Origin of the sequence: Sphingomonas sp. HITSZ_GF, assembly GCF_029543155.1 — a bacterium.
Taxonomy (GTDB): Bacteria; Pseudomonadota; Alphaproteobacteria; order Sphingomonadales; family Sphingomonadaceae; genus Sphingomonas.
Window position 1 is genome coordinate 26,988 of sequence record NZ_JARQXA010000003.1, and the last position, 17,249, is coordinate 44,236.

Annotated in this window: 25 protein-coding genes and 1 pseudogene; 13 read left to right on the plus strand and 13 right to left on the minus strand. The window is 66.4% G+C overall.

Annotated elements, in window-relative coordinates; translation table 11 throughout:
* From rsmH to P6144_RS09175, 4 genes are all read right to left on the minus strand, one after another.
* On the minus strand, positions 1 to 954 hold the full coding sequence (gene rsmH, locus P6144_RS09160; RefSeq protein ID WP_277767452.1) for a 16S rRNA (cytosine(1402)-N(4))-methyltransferase RsmH: 954 nt from the start codon (positions 952 to 954) through the stop codon (positions 1 to 3).
* On the minus strand, positions 951 to 1,436 hold the full coding sequence (locus P6144_RS09165; RefSeq protein WP_116842477.1) for a division/cell wall cluster transcriptional repressor MraZ: 486 nt from the start codon (positions 1,434 to 1,436) through the stop codon (positions 951 to 953). Before P6144_RS09165 ends, rsmH begins: the two co-directional genes overlap by 4 nt.
* A gap of 608 nt (positions 1,437 to 2,044) precedes the next feature.
* A complete protein-coding gene (locus tag P6144_RS09170; RefSeq protein WP_277767453.1) occupies positions 2,045 to 2,365 on the minus strand; it encodes a hypothetical protein in 321 nt (106 codons plus the stop codon).
* A gap of 51 nt (positions 2,366 to 2,416) precedes the next feature.
* Positions 2,417 to 3,409 (minus strand): cysteine synthase A, encoded by a 993-nt coding sequence (locus P6144_RS09175; RefSeq protein WP_277767454.1) that lies wholly within the window; start codon positions 3,407 to 3,409, stop codon positions 2,417 to 2,419.
* A 112-nt stretch (positions 3,410 to 3,521) separates the two neighbouring features.
* Here P6144_RS09175 and P6144_RS09180 point away from each other — a divergent pair, with 112 nt between their 5' ends.
* The 4 genes from P6144_RS09180 to P6144_RS09195 all read left to right on the plus strand — a co-directional run bounded on the left by P6144_RS09180 (position 3,522) and on the right by P6144_RS09195 (position 5,193).
* On the plus strand, positions 3,522 to 3,947 hold the full coding sequence (locus P6144_RS09180; RefSeq protein ID WP_277767455.1) for a hypothetical protein: 426 nt from the start codon (positions 3,522 to 3,524) through the stop codon (positions 3,945 to 3,947).
* Complete coding sequence (locus P6144_RS09185) at positions 3,944 to 4,276, plus strand: hypothetical protein (protein ID WP_277767456.1); 333 nt, start codon at positions 3,944 to 3,946, stop codon at positions 4,274 to 4,276. The genes P6144_RS09180 and P6144_RS09185 overlap by 4 nt, the downstream gene beginning before the upstream one ends.
* 112 nt (positions 4,277 to 4,388) lie before the next feature.
* Positions 4,389 to 4,592: a hypothetical protein gene (locus P6144_RS09190; protein ID WP_277767457.1), complete on the plus strand. Its 204-nt coding sequence runs from the start codon at positions 4,389 to 4,391 to the stop codon at positions 4,590 to 4,592.
* Positions 4,593 to 4,725: 133 nt separating this feature from the next.
* A complete protein-coding gene (locus P6144_RS09195) occupies positions 4,726 to 5,193 on the plus strand; it encodes a hypothetical protein (protein WP_277767458.1) in 468 nt (155 codons plus the stop codon).
* Here P6144_RS09195 and P6144_RS09200 read toward each other — a convergent pair.
* Entirely contained in the window at positions 5,190 to 5,522 is a 333-nt protein-coding gene (locus P6144_RS09200) for a DUF962 domain-containing protein (RefSeq protein ID WP_277767459.1), read from the minus strand. The genes P6144_RS09195 and P6144_RS09200 overlap by 4 nt on opposite strands.
* A gap of 69 nt (positions 5,523 to 5,591) precedes the next feature.
* On the opposite strand from P6144_RS09200, the gene P6144_RS09205 reads away from it, so the two are divergent.
* The 4 genes from P6144_RS09205 (at position 5,592) to P6144_RS09220 (ending at position 8,415) form a co-directional block, all read left to right on the plus strand.
* Positions 5,592 to 5,858 (plus strand): type II toxin-antitoxin system VapB family antitoxin, encoded by a 267-nt coding sequence (locus P6144_RS09205; protein ID WP_277767460.1) that lies wholly within the window; start codon positions 5,592 to 5,594, stop codon positions 5,856 to 5,858.
* Positions 5,855 to 6,241 (plus strand): type II toxin-antitoxin system VapC family toxin, encoded by a 387-nt coding sequence (locus P6144_RS09210; protein ID WP_277767461.1) that lies wholly within the window; start codon positions 5,855 to 5,857, stop codon positions 6,239 to 6,241. The genes P6144_RS09205 and P6144_RS09210 overlap by 4 nt, the downstream gene beginning before the upstream one ends.
* Entirely contained in the window at positions 6,238 to 6,735 is a 498-nt protein-coding gene (locus P6144_RS09215) for a DNA-deoxyinosine glycosylase (protein ID WP_277767462.1), read from the plus strand. Before P6144_RS09210 ends, P6144_RS09215 begins: the two co-directional genes overlap by 4 nt.
* Positions 6,736 to 6,822: 87 nt before the next feature.
* Complete coding sequence (locus tag P6144_RS09220) at positions 6,823 to 8,415, plus strand: VWA domain-containing protein (protein ID WP_277767463.1); 1,593 nt, start codon at positions 6,823 to 6,825, stop codon at positions 8,413 to 8,415.
* Positions 8,416 to 8,562: 147 nt separating this feature from the next.
* On the opposite strand, the gene P6144_RS09225 is transcribed toward P6144_RS09220, so the two are convergent.
* Positions 8,563 to 9,090 (minus strand): hypothetical protein, encoded by a 528-nt coding sequence (locus tag P6144_RS09225; protein WP_277767464.1) that lies wholly within the window; start codon positions 9,088 to 9,090, stop codon positions 8,563 to 8,565.
* Between P6144_RS09225 and P6144_RS09230 the strand changes: the two genes are divergently transcribed.
* The 3 genes from P6144_RS09230 to aat all read left to right on the plus strand — a co-directional run bounded on the left by P6144_RS09230 (position 9,081) and on the right by aat (position 10,864).
* The gene (locus P6144_RS09230; RefSeq protein WP_277767465.1) at positions 9,081 to 9,440 is read left to right on the plus strand and encodes a hypothetical protein; all 360 of its coding nucleotides are present in this window, start codon (positions 9,081 to 9,083) and stop codon (positions 9,438 to 9,440) included. The genes P6144_RS09225 and P6144_RS09230 overlap by 10 nt on opposite strands.
* 124 nt (positions 9,441 to 9,564) lie before the next feature.
* The gene (locus P6144_RS09235; protein ID WP_277767466.1) at positions 9,565 to 9,945 is read left to right on the plus strand and encodes a hypothetical protein; all 381 of its coding nucleotides are present in this window, start codon (positions 9,565 to 9,567) and stop codon (positions 9,943 to 9,945) included.
* A 163-nt stretch (positions 9,946 to 10,108) separates the two neighbouring features.
* Complete coding sequence (gene aat / locus P6144_RS09240; RefSeq protein WP_277767467.1) at positions 10,109 to 10,864, plus strand: leucyl/phenylalanyl-tRNA--protein transferase; 756 nt, start codon at positions 10,109 to 10,111, stop codon at positions 10,862 to 10,864.
* Positions 10,865 to 10,899: 35 nt separating this feature from the next.
* On the opposite strand, the pseudogene P6144_RS20435 reads toward aat, so the two are convergent.
* The 5 genes and pseudogenes from P6144_RS20435 to P6144_RS09265 form a co-directional block, all read right to left on the minus strand.
* A pseudogene (locus P6144_RS20435) lies at positions 10,900 to 11,328 on the minus strand (DUF2155 domain-containing protein); the annotation flags it as partial.
* Positions 11,325 to 11,717 (minus strand): NADH:ubiquinone oxidoreductase subunit NDUFA12, encoded by a 393-nt coding sequence (locus tag P6144_RS09250; protein WP_277767468.1) that lies wholly within the window; start codon positions 11,715 to 11,717, stop codon positions 11,325 to 11,327. The pseudogene P6144_RS20435 and the gene P6144_RS09250, both read right to left, overlap by 4 nt.
* Positions 11,718 to 11,755: 38 nt before the next feature.
* Positions 11,756 to 12,247, minus strand: coding sequence for a DUF192 domain-containing protein (locus tag P6144_RS09255; protein ID WP_277767469.1), 492 nt, complete (start codon positions 12,245 to 12,247; stop codon positions 11,756 to 11,758).
* A 4-nt stretch (positions 12,248 to 12,251) separates the two neighbouring features.
* On the minus strand, positions 12,252 to 12,836 hold the full coding sequence (locus tag P6144_RS09260) for a cold shock protein (protein WP_277767470.1): 585 nt from the start codon (positions 12,834 to 12,836) through the stop codon (positions 12,252 to 12,254).
* A gap of 73 nt (positions 12,837 to 12,909) precedes the next feature.
* Positions 12,910 to 13,293 (minus strand): RecX family transcriptional regulator, encoded by a 384-nt coding sequence (locus P6144_RS09265; protein ID WP_347275573.1) that lies wholly within the window; start codon positions 13,291 to 13,293, stop codon positions 12,910 to 12,912.
* Between the two features lie 272 nt (positions 13,294 to 13,565).
* Here P6144_RS09265 and P6144_RS09270 point away from each other — a divergent pair, with 272 nt between their 5' ends.
* The gene (locus P6144_RS09270; RefSeq protein ID WP_277767472.1) at positions 13,566 to 15,338 is read left to right on the plus strand and encodes a fatty acyl-AMP ligase; all 1,773 of its coding nucleotides are present in this window, start codon (positions 13,566 to 13,568) and stop codon (positions 15,336 to 15,338) included.
* Between the two features lie 267 nt (positions 15,339 to 15,605).
* Here P6144_RS09270 and map read toward each other — a convergent pair whose 3' ends face one another.
* Positions 15,606 to 16,394, minus strand: a complete 789-nt coding sequence (gene map / locus P6144_RS09275) for a type I methionyl aminopeptidase (protein ID WP_277767473.1) — start codon at positions 16,392 to 16,394, stop codon at positions 15,606 to 15,608.
* Positions 16,378 to 16,602: a ParD-like family protein gene (locus tag P6144_RS09280; RefSeq protein WP_277767474.1), complete on the minus strand. Its 225-nt coding sequence runs from the start codon at positions 16,600 to 16,602 to the stop codon at positions 16,378 to 16,380. The genes map and P6144_RS09280 overlap by 17 nt, the downstream gene beginning before the upstream one ends.
* 247 nt (positions 16,603 to 16,849) lie before the next feature.
* On the opposite strand from P6144_RS09280, the gene P6144_RS09285 reads away from it, so the two are divergent.
* A complete protein-coding gene (locus P6144_RS09285; RefSeq protein WP_277767475.1) occupies positions 16,850 to 17,245 on the plus strand; it encodes a glyoxalase in 396 nt (131 codons plus the stop codon).
* Positions 17,246 to 17,249 lie beyond the last annotated feature (4 nt).

Below are 17,249 nucleotides of genomic sequence, written 5' to 3' on the forward strand. Positions count from 1 at the left end.
TCACGCAACTCCTTCACTGGACCACGGCGCCGCTGCAGTCCGCCGCGCGACGCGCAGCGTGGCCGAGCGGGCACGCGGATTACGGGCAACCTCGTCATCGCCCGGCTTCACGGCCTTGGCGGGAGGTTCGAAACTGGGCTCGGCGCGCGGGCCGACGGCCGGGCGGTGGCGCGAACCGGCGGGCTCGCTGCCGCTGCGCTCGCGCAGGAAACGCTTGACCAGCCGGTCTTCCAGGCTGTGGAAGGTCACCACCGCCAGCCGGCCGCCGGGCTTGAGCACGCGCTCGGCCGCGGCCAGGCCTTCCGCCAGCTCGTCGAGCTCGCGGTTGATGAAGATGCGCACCGCCTGGAAGGTCCGCGTCGCCGGGTCCTTCTTGTCGTGCGGCTTGTGGCCGAGCGCCTTGCGGACGACATTGGCGAGGTCGGTCGTCGTCGCCAGCGGGCGCGCGCGGACGATCGCGCTCGCCACGCGGCGCGAGCGCGGCTCCTCGCCGAACTCGTAGAGCACGTCAGCGATGTCGCCCTCGTCCGCCTCGTTCAGCCATTCGGCCGCGGTCATCCCCTCGCCGGCCATGCGCATGTCGAGCGGCCCTTCCTGCTGGAAGGAGAAGCCGCGCTCGGCCTGGTCGAGCTGCATCGACGACACGCCGATGTCCATCGTCACGCCGTCGACGGGCACGAGGCCGCGGCGCTCGAGCTCGCTCTCCAGCTGGCTGAACGGGGCTTCGATCAGGATCAGATGGCCATTGGCCTGGGCGACGAGAGTTTGGCCGCCTTCGATCGCACGGGGGTCGCGATCGAAGGCGGCCACCTCGGCACCCCGCTCGAGGATGGCGTTGGTGTAGCCGCCTGCGCCGAAGGTGCAGTCGACATGGCGCTCGCCGGGCACAGGGGCGAGGCCGTCGACCACTTCGGTCATCAGCACGGGGATATGGGGCTCGGTCGGGGAGCTCACAGCGTCACTCCCTTCGCCTGGCACAGATACTCGCAGATCTCGCGCAGCGTGGGGTCTGCCTGCGGATCGCTCATCAGGCGCTCGGGCGCCCAGATGTCGAAGGTCTCGCCGCTGCCGTAGAACAGCGCCCATTTCTGGATGCCCGCCTTCATCTTGAAGAAGGGCGGGATCACGAAGCGGCCCGAGTCATCGTACGGCGCCTTCTCGACCTGGCCGAAGGCGCGGCGCTTGGCGCGATAGTCCACCTCGGTGCCGCGATCGGCGTCGAGCTGCTCGCGGCGATCGATGCGGTCGTATTTTTCCTTGGACCAGCTCAGGTCGTGCGCGGAGAGGCACGGATCGAACGGGTGGAGGCCCACGACGATCTGGCGGATGTCGGAATTGCGCTCGGCGGCGTTGCGCAGGTCTGCGGGAATGGCGACGCGACCCTTCTGGTCGACCGCCTGGAGCGCAAATCCCTCGAAGAGCTCCCTGTCCGCCACGCCAAAACCCCAATGGGCACAGCTTTCCCGTCTCCGGAATCAACCCCCACGGCCGCTCCGGCGCTTAAAATGACGATGAAAAGGGTGTGCCCCCTCTTAAGCATCTCGTTTTACCAACAAGCGCTCGGGGATACAACGGGAGAATTGGGGATAGAGCGGGAATTTCCCCCACTCAGCCCCGTTTTTGGGCGATATACCAGTTTGAATCGTCTTTTGTTCGCATCTGTTCTCGCATTCGGGTACGGGAAACCCGCAATCGCTAAGGGTAATTCCTGAAGTGGGGCCAAATCCCCGGCCATCCCGGGAAAATGGGCCAAGTGGCGCAATTTCCCCGTTTTTCGCTGGATCAGGCATAGCAGAGGCGGAGTCGGCGGGACAGATGCCTATCTTCGAAAAACCGCAGAAATCCGGCGAGTCGCCGCGAAAATCGGCGCGCGTTAACCAGTTTCGTTAGCTATTCAAGGCTTTTCGGCCGGGTTTTCGAAGCAGTTGTGGATGGAATAGGCGAGCAGCCTACCCTGCAGTTCCCCGGCGAAAGCCGGCGCCCAGGGTCACAAGCAACACGGTAGAGAAACCCTGGACCCCGGCTTTCGCCGGGGAACAGCTACCTATTGCTGCTGCGCCTGTTGCTGCTGTTGCCGCGCGATCTCCGCGGCGTCGACCTTCTCGGTCGAGGTAGTGCTGGGCGCCGCGCCGAGTTCGGCGAGCGGTTCTTCCTTGGTCTTCTCGCCGAGCGAATTGCCCACGCCGGTGATGTTGGCCACGACACTGCTGTTGGCGCCGCCGATCGCCGAGACCGGCAGGTCCTGCGAACGCCAGGCGACGACCGCGCTTGCCAGCACGATCAGCACCGTCACGACGGCGAGCCCGGTCAGACCAACGAACACGCGTTGCATCATCTGGGCGGCTTCAGGCGATCCCACACTCATATCTGTTGCATAAATGTAACGCCCAACCGCCCCATTGTCGAGACGTGTCGTTCACCCGCGCGCGAGCCATTCGGGCACGGGCAATCCCTTGGCGGCCAGCCATTCGGCATTATAGAGCGTTGAAAGATAACGGAAACCCGTGTCGCACAAGATGGTGGCTACGCGCTTGCCCGGTCCCAGCTGCTTCGCCAGCCGCACCGCGCCCGCCACGTTGATGCCCGAGGACAGGCCGAGGCACAGCCCCTCCTCCTTGAGCAGCCGCTCGACCCATTCGAGGCCTTCCTCGTCGGAGATGCGGAACTGGGCGTCGATCGGCGCGCCTTCGAGGTTGCCGGTGATCCGCCCCTGGCCGATGCCCTCGGCCACCGAGCTGCCCTCGGCCTTGAGCTCGCCGCACTGATAATAGCTGTAGAGCGCCGCGCCATGCGGGTCGCTGAGCGCGATGCACACCTTCTCGTCGCGCGCCTTGAGCCCCAACCCCACGCCGGCGATCGTGCCGCCGGTGCCCGCCGCGCAGGTGAAGCCGTCGATCCGCCCGTCCATCTGCGCCCAGATCTCCTCGGCGGTGCCCAGGATATGCGCCTTGCGGTTGGCAATATTGTCGAACTGATTGGCCCAGATCGCGTTCGGCGTCTCCTCGGCGATGCGGCGCGAGGTGTGCACGAAATGCCCCGGGTTCGAATAGGGTGCCGCCGGCACCAGCACCAGCTCAGCGCCGAGCGCGCGCAGCGTGTCCATCTTCTCGCGGCTCTGCGTCTCGGGCATCACGATGATCGTCTTGTAGCCCTTGGCGTTGGCGACCAGCGCCAGGCCGATGCCGGTATTGCCCGCCGTGCCCTCGACGATCGTGCCGCCCGGCTGGATCGCGCCGCGCTCCTCGGCGTCGTTGACGATGTAGAGCGCCGCCCGATCCTTCACCGAGGCGCCGGGATTGGCGAACTCGCACTTGCCATAGATGTCGCAGCCAGTGGCCTCGCTCGGCCCCTTCAGGCGCACCAAGGGCGTGTTGCCGATCAGTGCCAGCGTATCGGATGTGGAATGCATGGCCGCTAGATGGAGGGGAATGGGTGCGGGAGCAAGCGCAGCGAGAGCTTCCGCACGACAAGGATTGCTATCAGGGCTTTCGATCCGCGATAAGGTCGGAGGGAGTGGAGCGATGCTCGAAGATCTCAGCGAAAACAGAAATGCGTATCGGAGTTTGCTCTATCCGGGCGATCCGGCGCTATTCACACCTGAGATGCAAGCAGCGGCGCTCGACCGAGCATATGAATTGCGCACGACAGAGATCGAGCTGATCTGGAAGCGCGGCACCTATTTCTTCACGACACAGGCAGCCATCTTCGCAGCCCTTGGCCTCTCCTTTCGGCCCGAAGCACGCCAGTTCCTGCCCGTCATCCTGCTGCTCGCCATATTAGGCCTGCTGATCTCCCATTTCGGGCACCTGGCGGACGCCATTGGCAGCAGGTATGGGAGCACCATATCGACATGCTCGAGCGCGAAGTCGAAGGCGACCTCCACAAGATATTCCTCTCCAAGCGCGGCAGCCGGGTCTATTCGGTATCGCGAAGCCAGATCTGGATGACGCGGAGCCTGGACTATTTCTGGCTGTGCATCGTCGGCTGGGCGACGGGCCTGGTGGCGCAGGAATATGGGCCGTGGCTGGCGCGGCATCGCCTGGCCCTTCCCAATCTCGGCCTTCCCGAACCGATCGGCTCTGCGCTGCTCGGCATGGCGCTCGCCTTTGCCCTGACCGCCTATTTGCGCAAGGTGCTGGCAAGCAAACTCTATGTGTGGAGCATGGATCTCTCGGGCAGCAGCGCCAGCCAGCCGCCGGAAGGCGATGGTTGGTCGAGAACCCATGTCGGGCCGGAACAATATGTGCTGACCCGGCGGGACTCTCCCGTCTACTGAGCCGGCGCCCCCCACGAGCTTTACGCCTTGCTTACGCCCGCGCCCAAACTCCCTCTCGAAGCTTAATGGCGCCCGCTCCTATCTCGCCCTCCGTACCTCTGAAGGAGTGCATATGGTGCAGCGTTCCGAACATGTGTTGCGCGTCGGCCAGGACCGCGCCGGCCACTGGGTCGTCCAGGAAGCGGACGGCCTGCTCGAAGGGCTGTTCCGCTCGCGCGAGGCGGCGATCCGCTTCGCGATGTCCGAGTGCCGCGCCTTCCCGGGATCGCGCATGGTGCTCGCCACCGATCCGCTCCGCTCGATCCTGTCGCACTGATGCATGTGGATCGTGCTCGCCCGCGTCCTCGCGCCATTCGTCCGCGTGCAGACGAATGGCGCACCCCGGCCCACCGCCGGATTCCGGGATCCCTGTCGCTGAGGACGGGATCCCACACCCAGGAGAACAACCGATGACCGCCACCCAATTCTCGCTCGGCGGCCTGCTGCGCCGCGCGGGCCTGTCAACCGAGCCCGAGGGACCGCGACACGGCCCCTGCGACGCCCGCATCGCCAAGGCGCTCGCCGAGCTTCGCAATCACGGCCACCGCTCGGTGCGCATCCTCGACCTCGACTGCGCCGATGGCGGACGCCTGCTGCGCACCACCGCCAAGGCCCGCGAACTGGGCTTCGTCGCGATCGAGGGCCGCGGCGTGTCGCTCTGGACCGCCGGCATCCGCCACGCCCGCTGGCAGGCCGAACGCGACGCCCATCCCTCGACCAGCCTCACCTTCGACATCGCCGAGCCGATCGCCGCACTCGCCGCCGAGCATGACGGCGCCGCCGATCTGATCCTGCTTTCCGAACCGATGCCCTATCCCGCCAGCCCGCTCGCTGCGGCGCTCACCCGGCTGGGCGGCAAGGTGCTGGCCGAGGGCTAGGCGGCCACGCCTGCCCGCTGGAGATGCGGATCGAGCCTGCCGGCGAACCACAGGAAGAACATCCGATAGTCCGACGCCAACGACCATAGCGGATAGGTGAAGGTCGCCGGCCGGTTGTGCTCGACGCCGAAATGCGCGGCCCAGGCAAAGCCGTAGCCCGCCAGCGGGATCGCCAGCCACCACCACCATCCCGCCCCGCCGAGCGCAAGCAGCAGGAACCACAGCGTCAGCACGGTTCCGACATAGTGCATGCCGCGCGTCCACGGCCTGGCATGCTCGCGCAGATAGAAGGGCCAGAAATCGCTGTAGCGGGTGATCTTGGCTGCCATGGCGCCACGCTACACCCGTTTCATGGCCGTGCAAGCCATGGTAGAAAGGCAGCGACCGGAGGTAGAAGGATGGGCGCGCAGCTCAACATCAAGGACGCCGAGACGATCCGCCTGGCGCGTGAACTCTCGAACGAACTGGGCATATCTGTCACTGCCACGATCCGCGAGGCACTCGAGGAAAAGGCGCGCAGGCGCGAGGCAGAGCGCGAAGAGCTGATCACGAAGATCATGGAGATCAGCCATGAGTTCCGCGCGGCCATGCCTGCAGACTGGCACGGCAAGACCTCGAAGGAGATCATGGACGAGATTTACGACGAGCATGGCCTGCCCAAATGATCGTCGATACCTCGGCGATCATGGCTATCCTGCTCGGCGAGGCCGAGGCGCGATCCTTCGTCGAAGCCATCGTTGACGCGGAGCGTTGCGTGATCTCCGGCGGTAGTTGGATCGAGCTTTCCGCCGTCCTGGTGCGACGCAATCACCAGCTGGATGACCAGCTCGCCTTGCTGATGGAACGGGGCTCGATCGAGATCGAGCCGGTCACCGAAGTGCAAGCCCGGATCGGTCATGCCGCCTATAAGCGATATGGCATCGGCTCCGGCCACGCCGCCCGCCTGAACTTCGGCGACTGCTTCGCTTACGCCCTGGCAAAGGCTACTGCCGAGCCCCTGCTCTACAAGGGCGACGATTTCGCGAAGACCGATATTATCGCCGCGTGACCGACCGCAAGCACAGCTTCCCGCCCGTTGTCGACGCCACCACGCGCCTGCTCGTCCTCGGATCGCTGCCGGGCGAGCGCTCGCTGGCCGAGCAGCGCTACTACGCGCATCCGCAGAACCAGTTCTGGCGGCTGATCTCCCCTGCCGCCGGGCGCGACCTTACCGCGCTCGACTATGACGCGCGCCTCGCCGCGCTCCGTGCCGCGCATATCGGCCTGTGGGACGTCGTCGCCAGCGCCCGGCGAGCCGGCAGCACTGATGCCGCGCTGCGCGAGGTCGAGGGGCACGACATCGCAGCGCTCGCCGCCACCCTGCCCGATCTGCGCGCCATCGCCTTCAACGGCGGCACCGCGCACCGCACCGGCACAAGGCAGCTCGGCGCGGCGGCGGCGCACTACCGAATCATCGCCCTGCCGTCGTCCAGCCCGCTCCACACGATCGGCTTCGACCGGAAGCTTCCGGCATGGGAGGCGCTGCGCAGCCTGGTGGCTTAATCCCATCAAAAGCCTGTGAATTTTCCGCTTGCCGCTTTTGCCTTAATCGTGCCACATTTATGGCAAGATTGAGGCAGGAGAGATTGCATGCGCGTCAAGTTGCTGATTTCCGTGGCCATTCCGGCCATCCTTCTCGCAAGCTGCAACAGCCACGAGGGCACATCGACCTATCAGGCGGGCTCGCAGGAGATGGTGGAAGCCACCGACGCTGCCGCCGAGCCGGGCGAGCGCTATGCGAAGAACGACGTCGCCGCGATCCGTTCGGTCGCCCAGGAGCCCGTCTCCACCTTCGCCGTCGATGTCGACACCGCTGCCTATGCCAATGTCCGCCGCTTCCTCACCCAAGGCCAGACACCACCGAAGGACGCGGTCCGCGCCGAGGAGCTGATCAACTATTTCCGCTACGACTATCCCGCCCCGGGCGATCGCGGTGCACCGTTTAGCGTCACCACCGATGTCGCGCAGACGCCGTGGAACCCCGAGACGCGGCTGCTCCGCGTCGGGCTGCGCGGCTATGACCTGGCACGCAGCCAGCGCCCGCCCGCCAATCTCGTCTTCCTGGTCGACGTCTCGGGATCGATGGACGAGCCCGACAAGCTGCCGCTGGTCAAGCAGGCGCTGGGAATGGTCGCGGAGAACATGAAGCCGCAGGATCATGTCTCGATCGTCGTCTATGCCGGCGCCGCGGGCGTGGTGCTCGAGCCGACCTCGAGCGCCGCCGAAGTGCGCGGCGCCCTCGACGAGCTCGGCGCCGGCGGCTCCACTGCGGGCGGCGAAGGCATCGAGCTGGCCTATGCGCTGGCCCGCGAGAATTTCCGCGAGGATGGGATCAACCGCGTGATCCTGGCCAGCGACGGCGATTTCAATGTCGGCATCACCGATCAGGGCCAGCTCGAACAGCTGATCGAGAAGAACCGCGACGACGGCGTCACCCTGACGGTACTGGGCTTTGGCCAGGGCAACCTCAACGACTCGATGATGGAAGCGATCGCCGACAAGGGGAACGGCAACTATGCCTATGTCGACGGGGCCGAGGAGGCGCGCAAGGTGCTCGACAGCGAGCTGTCGTCAACGCTGTTCACCATCGCGAAGGACGTGAAGGTCCAGGTGGAGTTCAATCCCGCGCTGGTTAGCCAGTATCGCCTGATCGGCTATGAGAATCGCGCGCTGCGCGAGCAGGATTTCCAGAACGACAAGGTCGATGCCGGCGATATCGGTGCCGGGCACCAGGTGACGGCGATCTACGAGATCGTGCCGGCGGGCACCAGGGGCTGGCTGCCCGATCGCCACTTCGCCGCCAATCGCGCCCCGCAGGCAGCCGGTGAAGGCCTGGGTGCCGGAGGCGGCGAGCTGGCCCAGGTGCGGCTGCGCTACAAGCTGCCCGAAGGCGGCGCCTCGCGGCTGATCACCCGGCCGGTCGAGGCCGGCCAGTTGCGCGGTGCGCCCCTGCCCCGCGGCGACATGGCCTTTGCCGTGGCGGTCGCCGGCTTCGCCCAGAAGCTGCGCGGCGACGATCTGCTCGGCGACTGGAGCTACGCCGACATCAAGCGGCTGGCGGGGAGCCAATGGGGCTTCAGCCAGCAGGCACGCTGGCGCAGCGAGTTCCTCCATCTCGTCGATCTCGCCGCCGGCCAGCAGGGCCGCACCGCGTCGCTGCCGCTGCAGGATCGCCCGCTCTAGGGTGCAAGGCTTCCCGGCGGCGATCCAGGGCGCCGCCGGCCGCCGCGGTCCGGCCTACTCCCCCCGGAGGCCGGGCCGCGGCTCCCTTCCCCGGAAAGACGCAACCTTCTTTCCCCGGCGAAGGCCGGGGAAAGGCTCAAAGGGTGCTCAATGCCCGTTCCCGACCACTTCATCCGCCGCCGAGTCATTCGCCAGTGCGACATTCCCCGGCTCGGCGAGCGGCTGCGAGTTGAGCCCGTCGGCCGGGCGGGCGCCGGCACAGCCGTGGAGCATCGTCTCGCCGATCTTCACTTCGGCGGTCAGCGGCCGGTCGATCGCGGGATCGCCGCCTTCGGTGCAATGGGTGTTGGTGAACGTGATCGTCACCGGTGCGCCCGCCGTGTCCTTGGTGGTCCACACCGCCTTGTCGTCGCTCAGTTGCGGCGCGACCGGATAGAATTGGCTTACGCTGCCTTGCGATCCGTGCCCGGCGAAGCGCGTCATCATGATCGATCCGGGCGCCACTTCCAGCGACCAGGTCAGCGCATTGTCGGTGGCGCGCAGCGGCTGATCGAGCGAGACATCCCCCAGATGCGGCCCGGTCGGGCTCGGCGTGGCGGCGACCGGCTCCTCCGCCTTTTCCTTGGAACCACAAGCAGAAAGCGCCAGCAACGAGGCCAGGGCGAGTGCGCGCATTAACCATCCTCCTGCCGCCGACCCTGCACAGCCTGTCCGCACCCGGTCAACCCTGGGATGACCCAAAATGGCTGTCCTGGGGGAATGTGTTCATGCATTGTTCCTTGTCGATACCCGATCCGAATCGCCCTTCCCCGGCCGGCCCGAAGCACCGTCGGCCGCTCGCCCCAGACGATCCGCTCGCGCGCGAGACTCGCACGCTCGCGCTCAGCCGCGCGATGGGCCGGATTAACCAGAAGTTCGGGCGCAACGCTGTGTCCGTCGGCCCGCTGCAGGGCGGCAGAATCGATCGTGCCGGCACAAAAATTGCCTTCGGAAGAATCCCGGAAATGAGCGAATTCCATGAATGACACCGGTGGATGTCACTGATCCGCAACAAACCAGCGATCTTATTGCGCTGCACAATCCGAATGTAACTCTATAACACGAATCGCTTGACGATTCTTGCAAGGTAAACGAAAGCTCCCGCCCGTTATGAAGAAAGCCCCCATTTTCGCCGCCGCCGCCGTGCTCTTCTCGCTCGCGGCTTGTGAACAGAAGCCCGAGGAAGTCACCTCGGTCAGCAAGGACCCCCAGGCCGAAGCGCTGAAGAACGCTCCGAAGGTCGAGCTGCCGCCGTCGATCGCCGCCTCGGTCTCGATGCGTTGCAAGGACAACAGCATCGTCTTCGCTGACTTCTACCAGGGCGACAAGCAGGTGCTGATCAAGGAGACCAAGGACGGCCCGGGCACGATGCTCAAGGCGCCGGCCGCTGGCGAGCCTTTCGTCGCCGAGGGCGGCTTCAAGGTCACCGGCACCTCCAAGAACGCCACGATCGAGATCCCCGGCAAGGGCTCGCGCGTCTGCCACGCCTGATCGCGGCAGTCCGAGTTTCATCAAGGGCCGGCGGGCATTCCCGCCGGCCCTTTTTCGTGCGAGGCTAACCGAAAGGAGAGCGCGCGTTGGCGACGGTGGCGATCTACAGCCTGAAGGACGGCGTGGGACAGACGATACCGGCCGCGCCACAGGGCAGACATCGGTGAGCCGCGCCCATCCCCCGCAGCAGGAGCTCGATCCCGACCTGGTGCTGCGCGCCTATGCCATGGGCGTGTTCCCGATGGCCGATCACCGCGAGGCGGCGAGCGTCTATTGGGTCGAGCCCAAGCTGCGCGGGGTGCTGCCGCTCGACGGCTTCCACTTCGCGCGCTCGCTGCGCAAGGTGATCCAGTCCGGCCGCTTCCGCCTGACCGTCGACGCCGCGTTCGGCCCGATCATCCGGCTGTGCGCCGAAAGTGCCGAGGACAGGCCGGACACCTGGATCAACGGCCCGATCGAGCGCGTCTTCCTCGAGCTGCACCGCCGCGGCTTCGCCCATTCGATCGAATGCTGGGACGGCGAGCGACTCGCTGGGGGCCTCTATGGCCTCGCGCTGGGACGGGCGTTCTTCGGCGAATCGATGGTCACCCGCGTACCAAATGCGTCCAAGGTCGCCTTTGCGCACCTCGTCGCGCGGCTTCAGGCCGGCGGGTTCACGCTGCTAGATTGCCAGTTCATCACCGATCACCTCTCGACGCTCGGCGCGATCGAGATCCCGCGCGACGACTATGTCGCGTTGCTGGCGGGCGCGCTGGGCGACTCGGCCGCCGGGCTCTCGCTCGGCGCACCTTCGGTCGACGGCGACTTCTTCGCGCTCGACACGTTGCCCGATCCCGATCCGCCCGCAGCCGGCGCCGGCACGGTATCAGGACCGCTGTCGCGGAAGGTCATCGCGCAGCTCTTGGGCCACACGTCGTAGATCGGATGCTGGACGACGTTGAGCGCGGGACGCTCGGCGAAGAGCCAGCCCGAATGGACGCGGTGCCACTGCTTGTCGAGCTCGAGCACGTCCACCTGGACAAAGGCGCCGGTGAGCTGGTCCGCTTCCCAGGGGGCGGTCTTGTCGCAGGCGCGCAGGCGCACGATCACGTCGCCGATCCGCACGGCCTGGCCGGGCTTGAGCTTGAACTCGCGCGCCTCGCCGTTGCGCTTGTTGAGGATGCCGAGCACCGCGACGCGGTCCTTCATCGGCGTCAGCGCCGCATCGTCGACCGCCTTGCCGTCACGGCCGACGGTGATGACGTCCTCGGCCTTGTCCGAGTCGCCGCCCGTGGTGACGACTTCGTCGCTCGTCGTGTTGTTGGCCACGCCGCCCCCGCCCGAGCATGCGCCGAGCGCGAGCAGCAGCCCGGCCGCGGCAGCTCCGGCGTGGCGCACGGTCATGCGCCGGGCGTCCAGGCCTCGTAATCGCCGGTGGCAGCGGCACGGCGGCCGCCCTTCTCCAGCGCGCCGCTGGGGCGATAGGCGAGCTGCGAGCCGGTAAGGTTCACTTCGCCGGGAATCTCCCAGGCCTTGGCGGCCGGCAACGCCTGATCGGGCGCCGAATCGATCTGGTGGTGCAGCCAGCTGAACCATTCGGGCGGCACGCGGCTGGCGTCGTTCGAGCCGTTGTAGATCACCCAGCGGCGGGTGATGCCGTTGGGGTCCTTGCCGCCCTCATAATAGACGTTGCCCAGATGATCCTCGCCCACGCGCGTCTTGCCGCGCAGGCCCATCCAGGTGCCGAAGGTGGCGCCGTTCCACCAGGTGAAGGGATTGAGATTGAGACCCATGGCCGCCGATTAGCCGGGAGTGCCGGGCGAGGCAATGCTTACTGCTTCGCCCAGCGCACCTTGTCGCCGGCCTTGATGCCGAGCCGCGCCGAAACGCCGGCATTCACCTCGAGCACCGCCGCCACCGGCTCGCCCGAGACCAGGGTCTCCTCCGAATAGGGCACGGCATTCTCGGCGATGCGGGCGATGGTGCCGTCGCCGCGGATGAACAGGATGTCGAGCGCGGTGGGCGTGTTCTTCATCCAGAAGCGCGCCTCGCGCGGCGGGCCGTCCGCCGGATAGGGCGCGAACAGCATGCCGCCGTCCTGGGGGATGTTGGTGCGAAACATCAGCCCGCGCTCCTGTTCGGCGGCGGTCCGGGCAAGTTCGGCATGGAAGACGTGCTGTCCGCCGGCGCTGTCGATCGTCACGTCGGTCTTGCGGACGCCCTGCGCCGCGACCGGCGCACCCAGCGGCTCGCCCCGCGATACGCCGGAGACGAGCAACCCCGAGGCGGCAAGCACCGCCCCCAACCCACGCACGAACGTCATTTGATCAGCCGGTCCTTTCGACCGCCACCGCGAGCGGCCCTTTTTCGCCATCGACGATGCGCGCGCTGAGCGGCTGGCCGGGCTCGACTTCCTCGATCTCCGCGCGGCGCAAGGTCTCCATATGGACGAATATATCCGCCGAGTCGGACGCGCGCACCAGGAATCCATAGCCCTTTAGGCGATTGAACCACTTGACCGTCACCGATTCGAACGGGCCGGCGGAATCGATCATCCGCAGCCGGTCGACTCGCTCGGCCGGGCGCTTGGGCACCTCGACCGCCTGGCTGAGGTCGATCGAGAGAATCTCGCGCGCCTGCAGGCCGCGCTGGCGCTTGACCACGGTGCACTCGACCCGAGCCCCCTCGGGCAGCGAGCGACGGCCATGATCCTGGAGCACGGTGAAATGGATGAGAATGTCGCCCACGGCGGCGTCGTCGGCGACGAGAAAGCCGAATCCCCGTGTGACGTCGAACCATTTTACGACACCGGCGAAGACCTGACCGTCATCCGCGCGGTCCTCGCCAATCCCCTCGGCCAAGTTCGGTGCGTCTATATACTCGTTCTGCGCAACCTGTTGGTCAGCACGCATTTTCCGTTCCCCCGGAGGGAGACCCTAACATAGTATTTTCCATAAATGGAATTGCATTTGTTGCTGGCAGGTATCAGTCGTCGAAAAGTGTGGCTTCCGGGTCATCCCCCGGCGCCATTCTGAGGATCGCACGGGCCAGCGATGGGGCGTGGCCGGCGCGGATCATCGCCGCCATCTGCTTCTCGATCAGCGCGCGATCGGCCGCCTCGCGGGCAAAGGGGCCGATCCGCTTGCGCCGGGCAAAGGCGAGCGCGCTGGCCCGCGCCTCGGCCTCGATCGCCGGCGCGAGCGCCGCCGTGTCGGCTTCCTCCACCCCGGCGAAGCGCAGTGCCTCGCGCACCCGGCGCGCGCCCAGCCCCCGCCGCGCCATCGCGCCGGCCTTGGATTCGGCGTAGAGCCGGTCGTTGACATAGCCGAGCTCGGCGAACCGATCGGCAAGCCCCTCCACCTCGGGCATTTTTTCCTCCGCCCAGCCGCGCTCGCGCAATTTGCGGGACAGATAGGCCGCCAGTTTAGCCCTTGTCGTAGCGTAACGTTCGACATAGCGGAGCGCGTAACGCTCCAGATCGGCGCTATTCAGCGGTGGCAGGGGGCGTCTCGGGGCAGGCATGCGCCATGATTGTGCCACAGTGGCAACCGATTTTGAACGACAGTGCGTAGCAGAGGCTAGCCTCAAAATATGTCGTGGGGGCACGACGTTGGCTACCACGCAGGGGCACGGAATAAAGAATGGAATTGGACGTTACGGGATCGCTCGAGGCTGAAAAGGAAGCGGGAATGCTCGCGCCTACGCCCACCGACGACAGCCTGCCGCGTCGCCTCGCGGATTTCGACACGCTGGGCGAAGCGCTCGACTATGCCGCCAAGGGCAAGCGCGGGCTCAACTTCCACGATGCGCGCGGGAATCTCGTGCGCCCCTATCCGTTCGCGGAGCTGCGCGAGGATTCGCTGAAGCAGGCCCAGCGCCTGATCGCGGCCGGCGTGAAGCCCGACGACCGTATCGCGCTGATCGCCGAGACCGGCACCGAATTCGCTTCGCTGTTCTTCGGCTGCATCTATGCCGGCGCCTGGCCGGTGCCGCTGCCGCTGCCGACCAGCTTCGGCGGCGCCCAGTCCTATATCGACCAGCTCAGCGTCCAGCTGCAGAGCTGCGACCCGGCAATGCTGATCTACCCGCCCGAAATCGGCGCGATGTGCGCCGAGGCCGCGCGCGCCAACGACGTTCCGGGCATCGACTGGTCCGAGTTCGGCCAGCGCGAGGCGGTGGCGACCGAGCTGCCCAAGGCGAAGACCGACGACATCGCCTATCTCCAATATTCGAGCGGCTCGACCCGCTTCCCGCACGGCGTGGCGATCACCCACCATGCGCTGCTCAACAACCTGGCCGCGCACAGCCACGGCATGAACGTCGGCGAAGGCGATCGCTGCGTCTCCTGGCTGCCCTGGTACCATGACATGGGCTTGGTCGGCTGCCTGCTCTCGGTCGTCGCCAACCAGGTCTCGACCGATTACCTGAAGACCGAGGACTTCGCCCGGCGCCCGCTCGCCTGGCTCGACCTCATCAGCCGCAACCCGGGCACGACGCTCAGCTACTCGCCGACCTTCGGCTACGACATCTGCGCGCGCCGCATGTCGAGCCAGACCAAGGCGAGCGAGCGCTTCGATCTGAGCCGCTGGCGCGTCGCCGGCAACGGCGCCGACATGATCCGCCCCGACGTGATGCAGTCGTTCGTCGACGCGTTCGCCGATGCGGGCTTCAAGGCCAGCGCCTTCCTGCCGAGCTACGGCCTTGCGGAAGCCACCCTCGCCGTCTCGATCATGCCGCCGGGCGAAGGCATCATGGTCGAGCTGGTCGAGGAGACCCAGCTCTCCGGCGGCGAAGTCGCCCGCGGCGACCGCCCGCAGCGCTTCCGCGCGATCGTCAATTGCGGCGTGCCTGCCCGCGACATGACGATCGAGATCCGCGAGGAAGACGGCACGCCGCTTCCCGAAAAGGCGATCGGCAAGGTCTGGTGCAAGGGCCCGAGCGTGATGGTCGGCTATTTCCGCGACCAGGAGGCAACCGATGCCTGCCTGAAGGACGGTTGGCTCGACACCGGCGACATGGGCTACATGAGCGACGGCTACATCTATATCGTCGGCCGCGCCAAGGACATGATCATCATCAACGGCAAGAACCACTGGCCCCAGGATATCGAATGGGCCGTGGAGCAGCTGCCGGCGTTCAAGCAGGGCGACGTCGCCGCCTTCGCGATCACCACCCCGGGCGGCGAAGAGACGCCGGCGGTGCTGGTGCAGTGCCGCACTTCGGACGAGCAGGAGCGCCTGCGCCTGCGCGACGAGATCCGCGAGCGCGTCCGCTCGGTGACCGGCATGAACTGCGTGATCGAACTGGTGCCGCCGCGCACCCTGCCCCGCACCAGTTCGGGCAAGCTGAGCCGCGCCAAGGCGCGCAACCTATATCTGAACGGCGAGATCAAGCCCTACGCGCTGGCTGCGTAAGGCATAGGCCCCGACGGTCGCCGTCGGGGCGCCTCCTGTCAATTTCATCGTCACCCTGAACTTGTTTCAGGGTCCAAACCTCCACGAGCGATATCGTTTGTGGCAGGTTGGATGCTGAAACGAGTTCAGCATGACGGGGTTTGCTTTGCTGACCCACGTTGCAATCCAGTCGTCATCCCGGCGAAAGCCGGGATCTCAGGCGAAGGCGCGGGAAAAAGAGCCGCATGAGATCCCGGCTTTCGCCGGGATGACGACTGCTGCCTCGGCTCAGGCCGCCAGCTTCATCCGCCGAAGCATGCCCGCTTCCTCCGGCCGCAGCGTCAGCACGCGCACGCCCGTGGCGGTCACCGCCACCGTGTGCTCGAACTGGGCGGAGAGCGAGCCGTCCTGCGTCACCACCGTCCAGCCATCCTCCTCGGTACGCACGCCGCGGCGGCCGCGGTTGAGCATCGGCTCGATCGTGAAGACCATGCCTTCGCGCAGCGCCACCCCGGTGCCGGGGCGGCCGAAATGGAGGATCTGCGGGTCCTCGTGCATCTCGCGGCCGATGCCGTGCCCGCAATATTCGCGCACCACCGAATAGCCGAGCCGCTTGGCATGACGCTCGATCGCCCAGCCGATATCGCCGGTGCGGGCGCCGGGGCGCACCGCGGCGATGCCCAGCCACATCGCCTCATAGGTGCCCTGGACGAGCCGCCGGGCGGCTGGCGCGACCTCGCCGACCTGATAGGTCTTGCTCGAATCGGCGATGTAGCCGTTCTTCTCCAGCGTGATGTCGAAATTGACGATGTCGCCGTCGCACAGCACGTCCGATGGCGAGGGCACGCCGTGGCAGACCACCTCGTTCACCGAGGAATTAAGCACGAATTCAAAGCCATACTGACCCTTGCTCGCAGGGCGTGCGTGCAGTTCGTCCGTGATGAACCGCTCGACCATCGCATCGATCTCGAGCGTCGACCTGCCCGCCAGCGGGGTGCGATCGAGCAGGCCGAACACCGAAGCGAGCAGCCGGCCGGATTCGGCCAGCAGCGCGACTTCCTCAGGCTGCTTGGTCATGCGCCACCAAGGTGAGCGGTGGCGCCGAGACCCCCGCCTCGCGCAGCTCGCGCTCGATGATCTCGTTGAAGCTTAGCGTGGGATTGGTCTCGCACAGCATGCCGATCCGTATCCAGAACGCGGCCTGCGCGTTGATCGAGCGGACCGACACCTTGCTCGCGCGGCGCAGCTGGTCGTGCAGTTCCTCTTCGATGTTCACGATGCCCATCGGGCGACTCCATATATGATTCGTATATGTAGCGTATATGGATCATATATTTGAAACACAATGACCAGGAGCCGGACGCGAGATATGCTTTTCTCCCGTCACCCCGGCCTTGTGCCGGGGTCCACTGCGCGGCACATGTTGGACAAGAGGCTCCTGCCCCAACGCACACGGCATGGTGGACCCCGGCACAAGGCCGGGGTGACGATCGAGAGCGCTAGGCAGAGCCAAGGTTCTTGGAGACCTCTCGATGCCGATTCCCACCACCACAGGCGCGTTCGCGATCGTGCCGCATAACGACCTGCCGGGCGCGCTGCCCTTCTGGGAGCGGCTGGGCTTCGAACGGGTGGGCGGCGACGGGCAATATTACATCCTCCAGGGCTGGGGCTGCGAGCTGCATCTCACCCAGGCAGGATCGGGGCCATGGCGCGTGCCGACGGAGAACAATCCGTTCGGCGTGTTCATCCGCACGCCCGAAGTCGATGCCATCGCCGCCCGGGTCGACGACCTGATCATCCGCCCCGGCGGGGTGCTGCGGCACCGCGAATGGGGCCTGTACGAAGTGGGGATCGCCGGGCCGGACGGGCTGCTGATCCGCATCGGCTGGCCCTCGCGGCTGATGCCGGAAGCCGGCAATCCGGCATAAGGAC